This is a genomic window from Paraburkholderia sp. J63 (assembly GCF_905220245.1).
Taxonomy (GTDB): domain Bacteria; phylum Pseudomonadota; class Gammaproteobacteria; order Burkholderiales; family Burkholderiaceae; genus Paraburkholderia.
On record NZ_CAJMZF010000008.1, the window covers coordinates 104,517 to 117,182 of the forward strand.

At 65.6% G+C, this 12,666-nt stretch carries 13 protein-coding genes; 3 read left to right on the forward strand and 10 right to left on the reverse strand.

What is annotated here, in order from left to right; all coding sequences use genetic code 11:
- Nucleotides 1-4 precede the first annotated feature (4 nt).
- From U5775_RS11405 to U5775_RS11425, 5 genes are all read right to left on the reverse strand, one after another.
- The gene (locus U5775_RS11405; protein WP_322058240.1) at nucleotides 5-670 is read right to left on the reverse strand and encodes a site-2 protease family protein; all 666 of its coding nucleotides are present in this window, start codon (nucleotides 668-670) and stop codon (nucleotides 5-7) included.
- A gap of 69 nt (nucleotides 671-739) precedes the next feature.
- Nucleotides 740-1,375 carry an L-threonylcarbamoyladenylate synthase gene (locus tag U5775_RS11410; RefSeq protein ID WP_322058241.1) on the reverse strand — a complete coding sequence of 212 codons (636 nt, stop codon included), beginning with the start codon at nucleotides 1,373-1,375 and terminating at the stop codon, nucleotides 740-742.
- Nucleotides 1,376-1,539: 164 nt separating this feature from the next.
- A complete protein-coding gene (locus tag U5775_RS11415) occupies nucleotides 1,540-2,370 on the reverse strand; it encodes a 3',5'-nucleoside bisphosphate phosphatase (RefSeq protein ID WP_322058242.1) in 831 nt (276 codons plus the stop codon).
- A 105-nt stretch (nucleotides 2,371-2,475) separates the two neighbouring features.
- Nucleotides 2,476-3,384 (reverse strand): alpha/beta fold hydrolase, encoded by a 909-nt coding sequence (locus U5775_RS11420; protein ID WP_415913555.1) that lies wholly within the window; start codon nucleotides 3,382-3,384, stop codon nucleotides 2,476-2,478.
- A 69-nt stretch (nucleotides 3,385-3,453) separates the two neighbouring features.
- Complete coding sequence (locus U5775_RS11425; RefSeq protein WP_322058243.1) at nucleotides 3,454-4,425, reverse strand: ferritin-like domain-containing protein; 972 nt, start codon at nucleotides 4,423-4,425, stop codon at nucleotides 3,454-3,456.
- Nucleotides 4,426-4,636: 211 nt separating this feature from the next.
- Here U5775_RS11425 and U5775_RS11430 point away from each other — a divergent pair, with 211 nt between their 5' ends.
- From U5775_RS11430 to U5775_RS11440, 3 genes are all read left to right on the forward strand, one after another.
- The gene (locus U5775_RS11430) at nucleotides 4,637-5,161 is read left to right on the forward strand and encodes a gamma carbonic anhydrase family protein (RefSeq protein ID WP_322058244.1); all 525 of its coding nucleotides are present in this window, start codon (nucleotides 4,637-4,639) and stop codon (nucleotides 5,159-5,161) included.
- A gap of 65 nt (nucleotides 5,162-5,226) precedes the next feature.
- Complete coding sequence (hslO, locus tag U5775_RS11435) at nucleotides 5,227-6,189, forward strand: Hsp33 family molecular chaperone HslO (RefSeq protein ID WP_322058245.1); 963 nt, start codon at nucleotides 5,227-5,229, stop codon at nucleotides 6,187-6,189.
- A gap of 109 nt (nucleotides 6,190-6,298) precedes the next feature.
- Nucleotides 6,299-6,715 (forward strand): hypothetical protein, encoded by a 417-nt coding sequence (locus U5775_RS11440; RefSeq protein WP_415913556.1) that lies wholly within the window; start codon nucleotides 6,299-6,301, stop codon nucleotides 6,713-6,715.
- Between the two features lie 87 nt (nucleotides 6,716-6,802).
- Here U5775_RS11440 and ftsB read toward each other — a convergent pair whose 3' ends face one another.
- From ftsB to U5775_RS11465, 5 genes are all read right to left on the reverse strand, one after another.
- Entirely contained in the window at nucleotides 6,803-7,228 is a 426-nt protein-coding gene (gene ftsB, locus U5775_RS11445) for a cell division protein FtsB (RefSeq protein WP_322058246.1), read from the reverse strand.
- A 101-nt stretch (nucleotides 7,229-7,329) separates the two neighbouring features.
- Nucleotides 7,330-8,613, reverse strand: a complete 1,284-nt coding sequence (gene eno / locus U5775_RS11450) for a phosphopyruvate hydratase (protein ID WP_322058247.1) — start codon at nucleotides 8,611-8,613, stop codon at nucleotides 7,330-7,332.
- Between the two features lie 336 nt (nucleotides 8,614-8,949).
- A complete protein-coding gene (gene kdsA, locus U5775_RS11455; RefSeq protein WP_322058248.1) occupies nucleotides 8,950-9,804 on the reverse strand; it encodes a 3-deoxy-8-phosphooctulonate synthase in 855 nt (284 codons plus the stop codon).
- Nucleotides 9,801-11,462, reverse strand: a complete 1,662-nt coding sequence (locus U5775_RS11460) for a CTP synthase (RefSeq protein ID WP_322058249.1) — start codon at nucleotides 11,460-11,462, stop codon at nucleotides 9,801-9,803. The genes kdsA and U5775_RS11460 overlap by 4 nt, the downstream gene beginning before the upstream one ends.
- 212 nt (nucleotides 11,463-11,674) lie before the next feature.
- Nucleotides 11,675-12,478, reverse strand: coding sequence for an alpha/beta hydrolase (locus U5775_RS11465; RefSeq protein ID WP_322058250.1), 804 nt, complete (start codon nucleotides 12,476-12,478; stop codon nucleotides 11,675-11,677).
- Between the last annotated feature and the right edge of the window lie 188 nt (nucleotides 12,479-12,666).

The following is a 12,666-nucleotide window of genomic DNA, read 5'->3' on the forward strand; positions in this document are numbered from 1 at the left end:
GATGTTATGAGAAGAGCGATACAAGGGGAGTAAGGATAGCCGTCACTGCGTCATAGCCGATCGACACGAGCGGGCGCAGCCAGAAGCGCGTGAAAACGCCGCTCACGAGGAGCGCCATCACGATGATGAAACCATAGGGCTCGAGGCGCGAGAGCGCAATGCTCGCGCGCGTGGGCAAGAGCGCCGCGAGCACGCGGCCGCCGTCGAGCGGCAGCAGCGGAAAGAGATTCAGCACGCCGAGCACCAGATTCACGCCCACGCCGGCGGCGGCCATGCGCGTGAAAAACGGCTCCTCTACGCCGGACACCGCGAGCGCCACGCCGAACACGCCCCATAGCAGCGACTGCACGAAGTTGCAGGCGGGGCCCGCCGCGGCGACCCACAGCGTGCCCCAGCGCGGATTGCGCAGATTGCCGAACGAAATCGGCACCGGCTTGGCATAGCCGAACACGAACGCACCGCTCGTGAGGAAATAGAGGATCAGCGGCATCGCGATGGTGCCGACCGGATCGATGTGGCGCATCGGGTTGAGCGACACGCGGCCCAGCACGTAGGCGGTGTTGTCGCCGAGCAGGCGCGCGACGTATCCGTGGGCGGCTTCGTGCAGCGTGATCGCGAAGATCACCGGCAAGGCGTAGACGACGAGCGTCTGAATGATATTGGCGTCCATGGCGGCGTATTGTAACAATGCCCCGTCAACGCGGAGCCGATGCGCCGGCAGCGAAGCGAACCGTGCGCATCAGGCCGGCTCCTCGAGCCCGAACGGCGCGAGGTCGCCCCGCCCCGCGCGCACGAGCACGGGCTCCTCGCCCGAGAGATCGATGATCGTCGACGGCTCGCACGGACATGCTCCGCCGTCGATCACGAGATCGAGCTGCTTTTCGAGGCGTTCGCGGATTTCCTCGGGGTCGTTGAGCGGCTCGGTGTCGGGCGGCACGATCAGCGTCGAGGCCAGCAGCGGCTCACCCAGTTCCTCCAGGATCGCGAGCGGAATCGCGTGACCCGGCACGCGCAGCCCGATGGTCTTGCGCGAAGGATGCGAGAGCCGCCGCGGCACTTCCTTCGTCGCTTCGAGCACGAACACGTAGGGCCCCGGCGTCACCGACTTGATGAGCCGGTACTGGCGGTTGTCCACCATTGCGAAATTGGCGAGCTCGGAGAGATCGCGCACCATCAGCGAGAGCAGCGCCTTCTCGTTAAGCCCGCGGATGCGCCGCAAACGCTCGGCGGCCTGCTTGTCGTCGATGCGCGCGGCGAGCGCGTAGCTCGAATCGGTGGGCAGCGCGATCACGCCGCCGTCGCGGATGATCTGCACGGCCTGCTTGACGAGGCGCGGCTGCGGATTGTCTGGGTGAAGCCGAAAGAACTGTGACATGGGCAGTAATCAGCTGACGAAGGCAAGACGGAACGTGAAGCGCGGCGCGAAATTCCGGGGCGACCGCGCGCACAGCGAGACGAACAGAACAGCACGGCAACGAAGAACAGCGGGCCGCGCGGTGGCGCAGGAACGGCGGCTATGGGCCACGCAGGGCGCGTGGCCTATAGCCATCGCTCCCAGACGGGCTTGAGGCCGGAAGGTAGCGGTGGCAGCGAGCCCGGCATGGTCGCATCCGGGCCGGGTGCGTGGAAATCCGAGCCGCGCGACGCCTCGAAGCCGAAGCGGCGCGCGACGGCTGCGTATTCGCCGTACTGGTCGGGCGTATGGCTGCCCGTGACGACTTCGATGGCCTTGCCGCCCAGGTCGATGAACTCACCGAAGAACGTATCGAATTCGAGCGGCGTGTAGTGGTAGCGGCCCGGATGCGCGACTACCGCCTCGCCGCCCGCGGCCTTGATCCAGGCGACGGCGTCGGCGAGCTTGGCCCAGCGGTGCGAGACATAGCCGGGCTTGCCCTCGCCCAGCCAGCGCGAGAACGCGTCCTGGGTGTTCTGCGCGCGGCCCGACTCCACGAGAAAGCGCGCGAAGTGCGTGCGCGAAATCAGGTCGGGATTCGAAACGTACCGGAGCGCGCCTTCATAGGCGTCCGGGATGCCGAGCGACACCAGGCGCTCGCCGATCGCCTCGGCACGCGCGGCGCGGCCGTTGCGCGTACGCGCGAGCCCTTCGGCCAGCGCCGTGCACCCGGGATCGACATGCAGGCCGACGATATGCACCGTGCGCGACGCCCACGTGACCGAAATCTCGACACCGGCGAGATAGCGCATGCCGAGCATCTCGGCGGCGGCGCGCGCCTCGTGCTGGCCGCCCAGTTCGTCGTGATCGGTGAGCGCCCACAGCGCCACGCCGCCCGCCTTCGCCAGCTGCGCAACGGCAGCCGGGGCCATCTGGCCGTCGGAGACAGTGGAGTGACAGTGGAGATCGGCGTTCATCGCGGGCTTATGAAGAGTAATGACCCATTTTACTGCAATGCGACGAAGCCGTCCCGGACGTCCGGCCCGCCCGGATGCGCCCCGGAGCGCGCGGCGAAGCGAAAGCTAGCCGGCGCAGAACGCCTCGATGAGATGCGCGACGGCTTCGGGCTGATCGTGATGGACCATGTGGCCCGCGTCGTCGATAAAGCGCTCGCGCCAGTCGGGAAAGGCCTCGAAACGCTTCTTGAATGCGTCGATGGGCACCTTGCCCGCGATGCGCGCGAGCGTCTCGGACTGCGTGGCCTCGACGTGCAGCACTTTCGCCCGCACGCAGGCCCAGACCGCCATGATTTCCTCGAGGCGATACAGCATCGGGTTGACCATCTTGTGCGCGGCGTCGCCGAGCAGCATGTAGCCGCCCTCGCCGGTTTGGCTTTCAACCGGCTTCGACCAGTGCTGCGCGAGAAAACGCGCGCGCGCCGGCGAGAGGCGCGGATTCGTCTTCACGAGCCGCGCGGCCACGGCGTCGAGCGTCGCGTAGGGGCGCAATTGTGGCGGCGCGCGCATCTCGTCGAGCCATTGACGCACGCGGCCCGGCGCCTGCGCGGGCACCGTCGCCGGCATGCCGAAGCCTTCGAGATCGACCACGCGCCGCACGCGCTCGGGCCGCACGCCCGCATAAAAGCAGACGACGTTCGCGCCGAGACTATGGCCGACCAGGTTCACCTCGCTCACCTGGGCTTGCGGTGCGTAGTAATCGAGCAGCGCATCCAGATCGGCGATGTAGTCGTGGAACCAGTAGCTGCCCCCGCCCTGCTGCGCCGCCGGCCAGTCGGACAGGCCGAAGCCGCGCATGTCGGGCGCGATTACCTGCCAGTTGCCGCCGAGCGCATCGACGACGAACTGGAACGAGGCGGCCACGTCCATCCAGCCATGCAGCATGAAGAGTATGGGCGCGTCTTCGGCGCCCCAGCGACGCACGTGCAGGCGAATGCCGTTCACGGCGACGAATTCGGATCGGGAAAGATTCATTACGCTCGCACAAAAACGAATGGTCGTTCGATTATATCGGCATGTTCTGACAGATTGGCTGGCGCGTCTTCACTTTTCTTTCGTGCCGGTATCGGCGGCGGATTCGTTCGCCGCTGCGGCGTCCTGTGCCGCGAGTGCATCGAGTTCGGTCTGGTCGAAGCCCGCCGATCGGCGCGCTTCGAAATTGAACGGGCCGCGCATGCGTGGCGCGTTGTATTGCGCGGCGAGCGCGAGCCACGCCGCGTGCGGATCGAGACCGCGCGTCTCGCACAGGTAGCGGAACCAGTGGTTGCCGATGCGCACGTGCCCGACCTCGTCGCGCAGGATGATGTCGAGGATCGCGGCGGACTCCTCGTCGCCGGCCTGCTTCAGGCGTGCGCGGATGGGCGGCGAGGCGTCGAGGCCGCGCGCCTCCAGCACGCGCGGCACGAGCGCCATGCGTGCGAGCACGTCGGCGCTGGTGCGTTCGCACATCTCCCAAAGGCCGTTGTGCGCCGGAAAGTCGCCGTAGGCATGGCCGTAATCGGCCAGCCGCTGGCGCAGCAGCGAGAAGTGATACGCCTCCTCGGCCGCGACCTTCAGCCAGTCGGCGTAGAAGGCGCCGGGCAGATTCGCGAAACGCCATACGGCGTCGAGCGCGAGATTGATCGCGTTGAATTCGATGTGCGCCAACGCGTGCAGCAACACGACGCGCCCTTGCGGCGTGCTCATGCTGCGACGCTGCAGGCTGCGCGGCTCGACCAGTTCGGGACGTGACGGGCGGCCCGGGAGATCGGCGGGTGCCGCGAGCGTGCATGACGCGTTCCAGTGCGCGGCGCTCTGCGATGCTGCGTCCCCTACCTCGGCATGGAGCGCGCGCACGGCCTCGGCCTTGGCGAGCGGATCGCGCTCGCGCAGGGCGTGGAGCGCGGCGGCGCGCCAGCCGGCGCGGGCCGGAACGTTACGCGGATCACGACGATCACGGGAATCACCGGCGTCATGAGCAAAATCGTCGGGATGCTGGGGCACGGAGCCGATGGCTTCGGGAAACACGGAATTCATCGCAAAACGGACAAAAATCGGCAAGAAACTCAAGGATGTGCGGCGAGGCCTCGCGCAAGCGCGCCGGACAGGCCCGATCCACGCGATTGCGGAGGCGGCACGAGCGCGCGGACGCAACCGTTTACAATACGCGATTCACCCGGCTTGCGCCGCCCGCACCCTTGAGCGCACCCGCAGCCGCCCCTCGCAAGATAAAAGGAGACGTAATACCGTGGCCATCTACAAGCTTGGCGAAGCAGCGCCCACCATTCACGAGAGCGTATTCGTCGCGGACAACGCCACCGTCATCGGCAAGGTCGAGCTCGCCGAAGAATCGAGCGTCTGGTTTGGCGCGACCTTGCGCGGCGACAACGAGCCGATCAAGGTCGGCGCGCGCAGCAATGTCCAGGAAGGCGCGGTGCTGCACACCGACCCCGGCTACCCGCTTACGCTCGAAGGGAACGTGACGGTCGGACACCAGGCCATGCTGCACGGCTGCACGGTCAAGGAAGGCGCGCTGATCGGCATTCAGGCCGTGGTCTTGAATGGTGCGGTAATCGGCCGCAACTGTCTGGTTGGTGCGGGCGCCGTTGTCACCGAAGGCAAGGTGTTCCCCGACAACTCACTCATTCTCGGCGCGCCGGCCAAGGTCGTGCGCGAGCTCACCGAGGCCGATATCGCCGGCCTCAAGCGCAACGCGGACGTCTACGCGGAGCGCCGGGAGTATTTCAAGGCGCAGCTCGTGCGCATCGGCTGAAGGCTGCCCGCTCGCCGCTGCGCTTCGCGAGAGGCGCCGCCAGGATTGAAACGAAGGAAAAGATTGTGAACGACCAGTTGCAGAAATTCATGTTCAGCGCGGCGCCCGTGCGCGGCGAGATCGTCTCGCTGCGCAACACGTGGCAAGAGGTACTCACGCGCCGCCAATACCCGGCGCCGGTGCGCACCGTGCTCGGCGAAATGATGGCGGCCTGCGCGCTGCTCTCGGCGAACCTGAAGTTCGACGGCACGCTGATCATGCAGATCCTCGGCGACGGCCCGGTCCGGATGCTGGTCGTGCAGTGCAGCTCGGACCTCTCGATGCGCGCCACCGCGCGGCTCGCCGACGGCATTGAAGCCGAAGACGTGGCCGCGCTCGCCGACGACGTCACGCTCGCCGAGCTCATCAACGTGAGCGGCCACGGCCGTTGCGTGATCACGCTCGACCCGGCCAACAAGCAGCCGGGCCAGCAGCCGTATCAGGGCATCGTGCCGCTGAACGGCGAGGACGGCCCGCTCAAGTCCATCGCGCAAGTGCTCGAGCACTACATGCATCATTCCGAGCAGCTCGACACACGCCTGTGGCTCGGCGCGAACGACGACCGCGCGGTCGGCATGCTGCTGCAGAAGCTGCCCGGCGACGGCGGCATCGTGCCGCATCCGCACGAGCTCGACGCCGATACCTGGGAGCGCGTCTGCACACTCGGCGGCACGCTCACGCGCGAAGAACTGCTCGAACAGGAGCCGGAGACGCTGTTCCGCCGCCTCTTCTGGCAGGAGAACGTGAATCACTTCGAGCCCGTGACCACGCGCTTCCTGTGCAGCTGCTCGCGCGAGAAAGTGGGCGCGATGCTCAAGATGCTGGGCCGCGCGGAAGTCGACGGCGTGATCGAAGAACGCGGCCACGTCGAGATCCACTGCGACTATTGCAACCAGCGCTACGAGTTCGATCCCGTGGATGTGGCGCAACTTTTCGCCACGCCGGGGCTCTCAGAAGCTGTCACCCCGGCAGCGGAGCGGCGCCACTGACCGATGTCGGCCGGCCGGCGCCACGGCGCCCGGCCGCAACCCTGAGCCGGATCGCGGACCCGCTCGTCATCTCGCGCTGCTCCGGCATCCGACAGAGGGAGGAAAAGCAATGAAAACGAAGAAGTCCTTCGCAACGCCGTCGCGCACACGGGGCTTGCGGCAGGCAAAGGCCGCGTTCACGATGGCCGCGCTCGGCATCGCCGCCGCTACCGCATTGATGAGCGGCTGCACGCTGGATCCGCCGGGACCTTCGCCGATTTACAGCCGTCTGCCCGCCAATCAGACGGACGCGCTACAGGGCGCGCCCGTGCTCACGCCCGACGAAAGCGCCCGCTACGACGCGATCGACCGCCAGGCGCTCACCGAGTCGGATCGCGCCGCCACGGCCGAAGCCGCCGCGCTGGCCTGGTCGCGCACCTATACGCCGCCCATCAGTGTCTATGGCGGCTATTCGAGCGGTGGCTGGGGAAGCGGTTGGGGGACGGGCATCGGCTATGGCTACCCGGGCTGGGGTTGGGGCTGGTAGTTCGGCACTGAACTGGATAAAAGTGAAAAGAAAAGCGCGGCTTCCGATAAACGGAAGCCGCGCTTTTTTATACCTCGGGGGCGAAATTCAACCCGCCTTCTTCTTCGTATCCTTGCCGTGTCCGTGCCGCTTGTCCGGCACGCGCGACACTGGATTCGGCACCACCCTGACCGGCGCCGCCGACATCTCGCCACGCGTGGAGATGTTCGACGAACCCGTCGGCGTCGCCGGCAAAGGCTGGTTCGGCGAAACGAATTGCACGAACACCTCGCCGTCCTTGACCATGCCCATCTCGTAGCGCGCGCGCTCCTCGACGGCCGCGGTCCCGCTCTGGAGATCCTGCACTTCGCCCGCAATGCGTTCGTTGCGCAGTTTCTCGTCGTCGTTCTGCTTCTGCTGCTGCGCGAGCTGCTCGCGCAGTTCGTGCACACGCAGCCAGCCGCCATGGCCCCACCAGAGCGGATACTGGATCAGCACGAGCAGGAGAATCAGGACGACAGTGACAAGCCGCATGTAAGGTGCCGGATAAATACACGCCGCCCTGCGCTGGACGCAGGGCGGCGGAAAGGGATGACGAAAAAGGACAGCAACGCTGCTGCCGGGTTCGGGTCCGCTTAGCGGAGGTTATAGAACGCCGACTTGCCCGGATAGCTGGCGATATCACCGAGATCTTCCTCGATGCGCAGCAGCTGGTTGTACTTCGAGATGCGGTCGCTGCGCGAGAGCGAGCCCGTCTTGATCTGACCGGCGTTCAGGCCCACGGCGATGTCGGCGATCGTCGAGTCTTCGGTTTCGCCCGAGCGGTGCGAGATCACGGCCGTGTAGCCGGCGCGCTTGGCCATCTCGATGGCTGCGAAGGTTTCCGTCAGCGTGCCGATCTGGTTGATCTTGATGAGAATCGAGTTGGCGATGCCCTTCTCGATGCCTTCCTTGAGGATGCGCGTGTTGGTGACGAACAGGTCGTCGCCGACAAGCTGGACCTTCTTGCCGAGCTTGTCGGTCAGGAGCTTCCAGCCGGCCCAGTCGGACTCGTGCATGCCGTCTTCGATCGAGACGATCGGGAATTTATCCGCGAGCGTCGCGAGGTAGTCTGTGAATTCGGCCGACGACAGTTGCAGGCCTTCGCCCGCGAGCTGGTACTTGCCGTCGTGGTAGAACTCGCTCGCTGCGCAGTCGAGCGCGAGCAGCACGTCTTCGCCGGCGCGATAGCCAGCCTTCTCGATCGCCTGGAGGATGGTCGAGAGGCATTCGTCGTTGCTGCCGAAGTTCGGCGCGAAGCCGCCTTCGTCGCCCACGGCCGTGCTCATGCCGCGATCCGAGAGGATCTTCTTGAGCGCGTGGAACACTTCCGCACCGCAACGCAGTGCTTCGCGGAAGGTCGGCTGGCTCACCGGCACGATCATGAATTCCTGGATGTCGAGGCTGTTGTTCGCGTGCGCGCCGCCGTTGACGATGTTCATCATCGGGACCGGCAGTTGCATCGCGCCCGAGCCGCCGAAGTAGCGGTACAGCGGCAGGCCGGCTTCTTCAGCAGCAGCCTTCGCGACGGCCATCGAGACGGCCAGCATCGCGTTCGCGCCCAGGCGCGACTTGTTGTCGGTGCCGTCGAGTTCGAGCAGGGTCTTGTCGAGGAAGGCCTGCTCCGACGCGTCGAGGCCCATGATCGCCTCGGAAATTTCGGTGTTGATGTGCTCGACGGCCTTGAGCACGCCCTTGCCGTTGTAGCGGCCGGCTTCGCCGTCGCGCAGTTCGATCGCTTCGCGCGAGCCCGTCGACGCGCCCGACGGCACTGCTGCGCGGCCCATCGTGCCCGATTCGAGCAGCACGTCGCATTCGACGGTAGGGTTGCCGCGCGAATCCAGGATCTCGCGACCGATGATATCTACGATTGCACTCATGGTTTCCTCAGGAAATGACAGTAATTCTTGCGCGACCGGCGCCGCCTGCTGCACTGGCCCACGAGGCACAGCTTCTGTGCTCGTTCCGGGCACACCGTCACATGGGACAGGCCGCGCGGTCGTCGGGTTCAACTTGCCGCGGTGCGCGGGCCACAAATGCCTGCGCCGTTGCACCGCCACGCTGCCTTGTACATCACACGCGGCGCGTTGCGCCGTCGCCCGCCCAGCATGGCGTCCTTGTGTGACACCCGCTGCGCGGCCGGGCTCGTGCCGCGTTGCTCCTCCATCGCGCCGCTCATGCAATCGAAGCGGCGCTCACTGCTTGCGACCTGACGATCAGTTGAAATCGCTCTCGAGGAACGGCGCACGCTTGACCGCCTGGTCGAGCGTGACGAGCGTTTCGAGCAGGTCGGCCATGCGGTTCAGCGGCACGGCATTGGGGCCGTCCGACTTCGCCTCGGCGGGCTTCGGATGGGTCTCCATGAAGAGACCCGCGACGCCCGTGGCCACGGCCGCGCGCGCGAGCACCGGCACGAATTCGCGCTGGCCGCCCGAGCTCGTGCCCTGGCCGCCCGGCAACTGCACCGAGTGCGTGACGTCCATCACGACCGGCGCGCCGGTCTCGCGCATGATCGCAAGCGAGCGCATGTCCGAGACCAGGTTGTTGTAGCCGAACGAGACGCCGCGCTCGCACGCCATGAAGCGGTCTTCGGAAAGACCCGCTTCACGCGCCGCTTCGCGCGCCTTGTCGATCACGTTCTTCATGTCGTGCGGCGCGAGGAACTGGCCTTTCTTGATGTTGACCGGCTTGCCCGAGCGCGCGCACGCGTGGATGAAGTCGGTCTGCCGGCACAGGAACGCGGGCGTCTGCAGCACGTCCACGACCGATGCCACCGGCCCGATCTCCTCTTCCGTGTGCACGTCGGTCAGCACGGGCACGCCGAGCTGACGCTTCACTTCGGAAAGGATGCGCAGGCCTTCGTCCATCCCGAGGCCGCGAAACGACTTGCCGCTCGAACGATTGGCCTTGTCGTAGGACGACTTGTAGATGAACGGGATGCCGAGCTTCGCGGTGATTTCCTTCAGGCGGCCCGCCGTGTCGATCGTCATCTGTTCGGATTCGACGACACACGTGCCCGCGATCAGGAAGAACGGCTTGTCGAGGCCAACCTCGAAACCGCACAAATTCATGCTTTCTCCTCAGCGTGCGCCTGCTGGTGCGCAACCGCCGCTTCGACATAGGCCTTGAACAGCGGATGGCCGTCACGCGGCGTGGACGTGAATTCCGGGTGGAACTGGACGCCGACGAACCACGGGTGCATGTCACGCGGCAGTTCCATCATTTCCGGCAGATCTTCAGTGGGCGTACGGGCGCTGATGATAAGGCCACCGGCTTCGAGCCTGGGCACGTAGCCGTTATTGACTTCATAACGGTGACGATGACGCTCGTTCACATCCTTGCCATAGATTTCCGCAGCAAGCGTGCCAGGCTTGATCGGGCAACGCTGCGAGCCGAGGCGCATGGTGCCGCCGAGGTCCGAGTCTTCGCTGCGCTGCTCGACCTTGCCTTCGCGGTCCTTCCATTCGGTGATGAGCGCGACCACGCGGTCCGGGGTGTCCGGATCGAACTCCGTGCTGTTCGCGTGCTTCAGACCCACCACGTCGCGCGCGAATTCGATCACGGCGAGCTGCATGCCGAGGCAGATGCCGAGATACGGCACCTTCGCTTCGCGCGCGTACTGGATCGCCTTGATCTTGCCTTCGGTGCCGCGACGGCCGAAACCGCCCGGCACAAGAATCGCGTCGAGGTGCTTGAGACCATCCACGCCCTCTTCGTCGATCTGCTCGGAATCGATGTACTCGATGTTCACCTTCGTCGAGGTCTTGATCGACGCGTGCCGCAGCGCTTCGATGAGCGACTTGTACGACTCGGTCAGATCGACGTACTTGCCGACCATGCCGATCGTGACTTCGTGCTTCGGGTTTTCGATCTTCTCGACCATTTCCGACCAGACCGACAGGTCGGCGGGCTTGGCCGAGAGCTTCAGCGCGTCGCAGACGATCGAGTCGAGGCCCTGGTCGTGCAGCATCTGCGGAATCTTGTAGATGCTGTCCGCGTCCCATACCGAGATCACGGCATCTTCGGGCACGTTCGAGAACATCGAGATTTTCGAGCGCTCGTCGTCGGGAATCGGACGGTCGGCGCGGCACAGCAGCACGTTCGGATAGATACCGATTTCGCGCAGCTTCTGCACGCTGTGCTGCGTGGGCTTGGTCTTGAGTTCGCCGGCCGTGGCGATGAACGGCACGAGCGTGAGATGCACGAAGCAAGCGCTGTTGCGGCCGAGGCGCAGGCTCATCTGACGCGCGGCCTCGAGAAACGGCAGCGATTCGATGTCACCCACGGTGCCGCCCACTTCGACGATCGCGACATCGGGCTCGCCGCACGTGGCCGAAGCCGCGCCGCGCTCGATGAACGCCTGGATCTCGTTCGTGATGTGCGGAATGACCTGCACGGTCTTGCCGAGATAATCGCCGCGGCGTTCCTTGCGGATCACCGATTCGTAGATCTGGCCCGTGGTGAAGTTGTTGGCCTTGCGCATCTTCGTGCTGATGAAGCGCTCATAGTGGCCGAGGTCGAGGTCGGTTTCCGCTCCGTCTTCCGTCACGAACACTTCGCCGTGCTGAAACGGGCTCATCGTGCCGGGGTCGACGTTGATGTAGGGATCGAGCTTGAGGAGGGTGACTTTCAGACCGCGCGATTCGAGGATCGCGGCGAGGGAGGCGGCGGCAATACCCTTGCCAAGGGAAGAAACTACGCCGCCGGTGACGAAAACATATTTGGTCATCGCTGGATGCTCGCGGGAAAAACGGATTATACCGTAAAGCAAGGGCTAACCCTGAATTTTGCGTGAGCACTTTAGTGGCCGCGCGCGCCGCCGCGGACATCGGAACCGCGCTGACGGGACTGATTGCGCCCCTTGCCATACCCGTTGTCACATCCCTTGCCGCGCGCCCTCCCGCGCCTCTCCGGGCACAGCCCGGCGCGGGGCCAGACAGCTCAGCCGCCGCCATCCATCGCATAGAGCATGCGCTGCACCGCGCGCGCCGTCTCGATCGGCCGCTCCATCGGATAAAGATGGCTGCCTTCGATCCATTCGAGGCGCTCGCCGGCGAGGCGCTGCGTGGCCGCCAGCCCGACCTGGCGCACCTCCTTCGAGTGCGTCCCGCCGATAAAGCTGACGGGCACCGGCGAGCCGTGCGCGAGCCGCGTGCCGAAGGTGTGCGGCAAGGTCCGGTAGATCAGGTACTCGGTGCGGCGGTCGAAAGCGAGCGTGCGCGTGCCGTCGGCCGAGGTCTGAGGAATGCCGAAGTCGATATAGTCGGACAGCACGCGTTCGTCCCAACGCGCGAACGCGGGCTTCGAATAGAAGTGGCGCCAGGCGTCATCGCGGCTCGCCCAACTGGTGCGGCGATTGCGCGTGGCGGCGGCGGCCGACAAACGCTCGTCGAGTCCGGTCCACTGCGTCACCTTCAGCATGCCGCTGCGCCAGCCCGCGATCACCGGCGAATCGAGCATCACCACGCCCCTCACCCACTGCGGCTTCCTGAGCGCCGCCATGAGCGAGAGATAGCCGCCGAGCGAATGGCCGACCAGCCAGACCGGATTTTCATAACGGCGCCCGATGTCTTCGATCAGTTGATCGACGAGGTGCGGCCAGTCGCGTGTCACGGGGTAGCGGGCATCATGGCCGATACGCTCGATATAGCGCAGCTCGCAGGTGTCTCCGAGCTCGGCAAAGAGCGTGCGATAGGTCGATGCCGGGAAGCCGTTCGCGTGTGAAAAGTGGATGACGTTCTTCAATGTCTTGTTGTCTCCGGTCCTCGGTGCTGTTCATGGCCAGTTGGCGTCCGCAGAGCTTGCGCGCCGCGGCGCCTGCTCCACAGGCTCTGATCCTGTCTTATTTCGCGTTTCACCGGGTTCGCGTGGCGGTACGCGGCGCCTCCGCAAGCTCGAACGATCGATCGTGCTGTCCGATGCGCGAGCGAGCC

What these genes read in the sequence shown, in the direction of transcription:
- U5775_RS11440 (WP_415913556.1), top strand. Translation starts at nt 6,299, where the DNA reads ATGAAAACGAAGAAGTCCTTCGCAACGCCGTCGCGCACACGGGGCTTG.
- U5775_RS11420 (WP_415913555.1), bottom strand. Translation starts at nt 3,384, where the DNA reads ATGAATCTTTCCCGATCCGAATTCGTCGCCGTGAACGGCATTCGCCTG.
- ftsB (WP_322058246.1), bottom strand. Translation starts at nt 7,228, where the DNA reads ATGCGGCTTGTCACTGTCGTCCTGATTCTCCTGCTCGTGCTGATCCAG.
- U5775_RS11405 (WP_322058240.1), bottom strand. Translation starts at nt 670, where the DNA reads ATGGACGCCAATATCATTCAGACGCTCGTCGTCTACGCCTTGCCGGTG.
- U5775_RS11460 (WP_322058249.1), bottom strand. Translation starts at nt 11,462, where the DNA reads ATGACCAAATATGTTTTCGTCACCGGCGGCGTAGTTTCTTCCCTTGGC.
- eno (WP_322058247.1), bottom strand. Translation starts at nt 8,613, where the DNA reads ATGAGTGCAATCGTAGATATCATCGGTCGCGAGATCCTGGATTCGCGC.
- U5775_RS11425 (WP_322058243.1), bottom strand. Translation starts at nt 4,425, where the DNA reads ATGAATTCCGTGTTTCCCGAAGCCATCGGCTCCGTGCCCCAGCATCCC.
- kdsA (WP_322058248.1), bottom strand. Translation starts at nt 9,804, where the DNA reads ATGAATTTGTGCGGTTTCGAGGTTGGCCTCGACAAGCCGTTCTTCCTG.
- U5775_RS11415 (WP_322058242.1), bottom strand. Translation starts at nt 2,370, where the DNA reads ATGAACGCCGATCTCCACTGTCACTCCACTGTCTCCGACGGCCAGATG.
- U5775_RS11410 (WP_322058241.1), bottom strand. Translation starts at nt 1,375, where the DNA reads ATGTCACAGTTCTTTCGGCTTCACCCAGACAATCCGCAGCCGCGCCTC.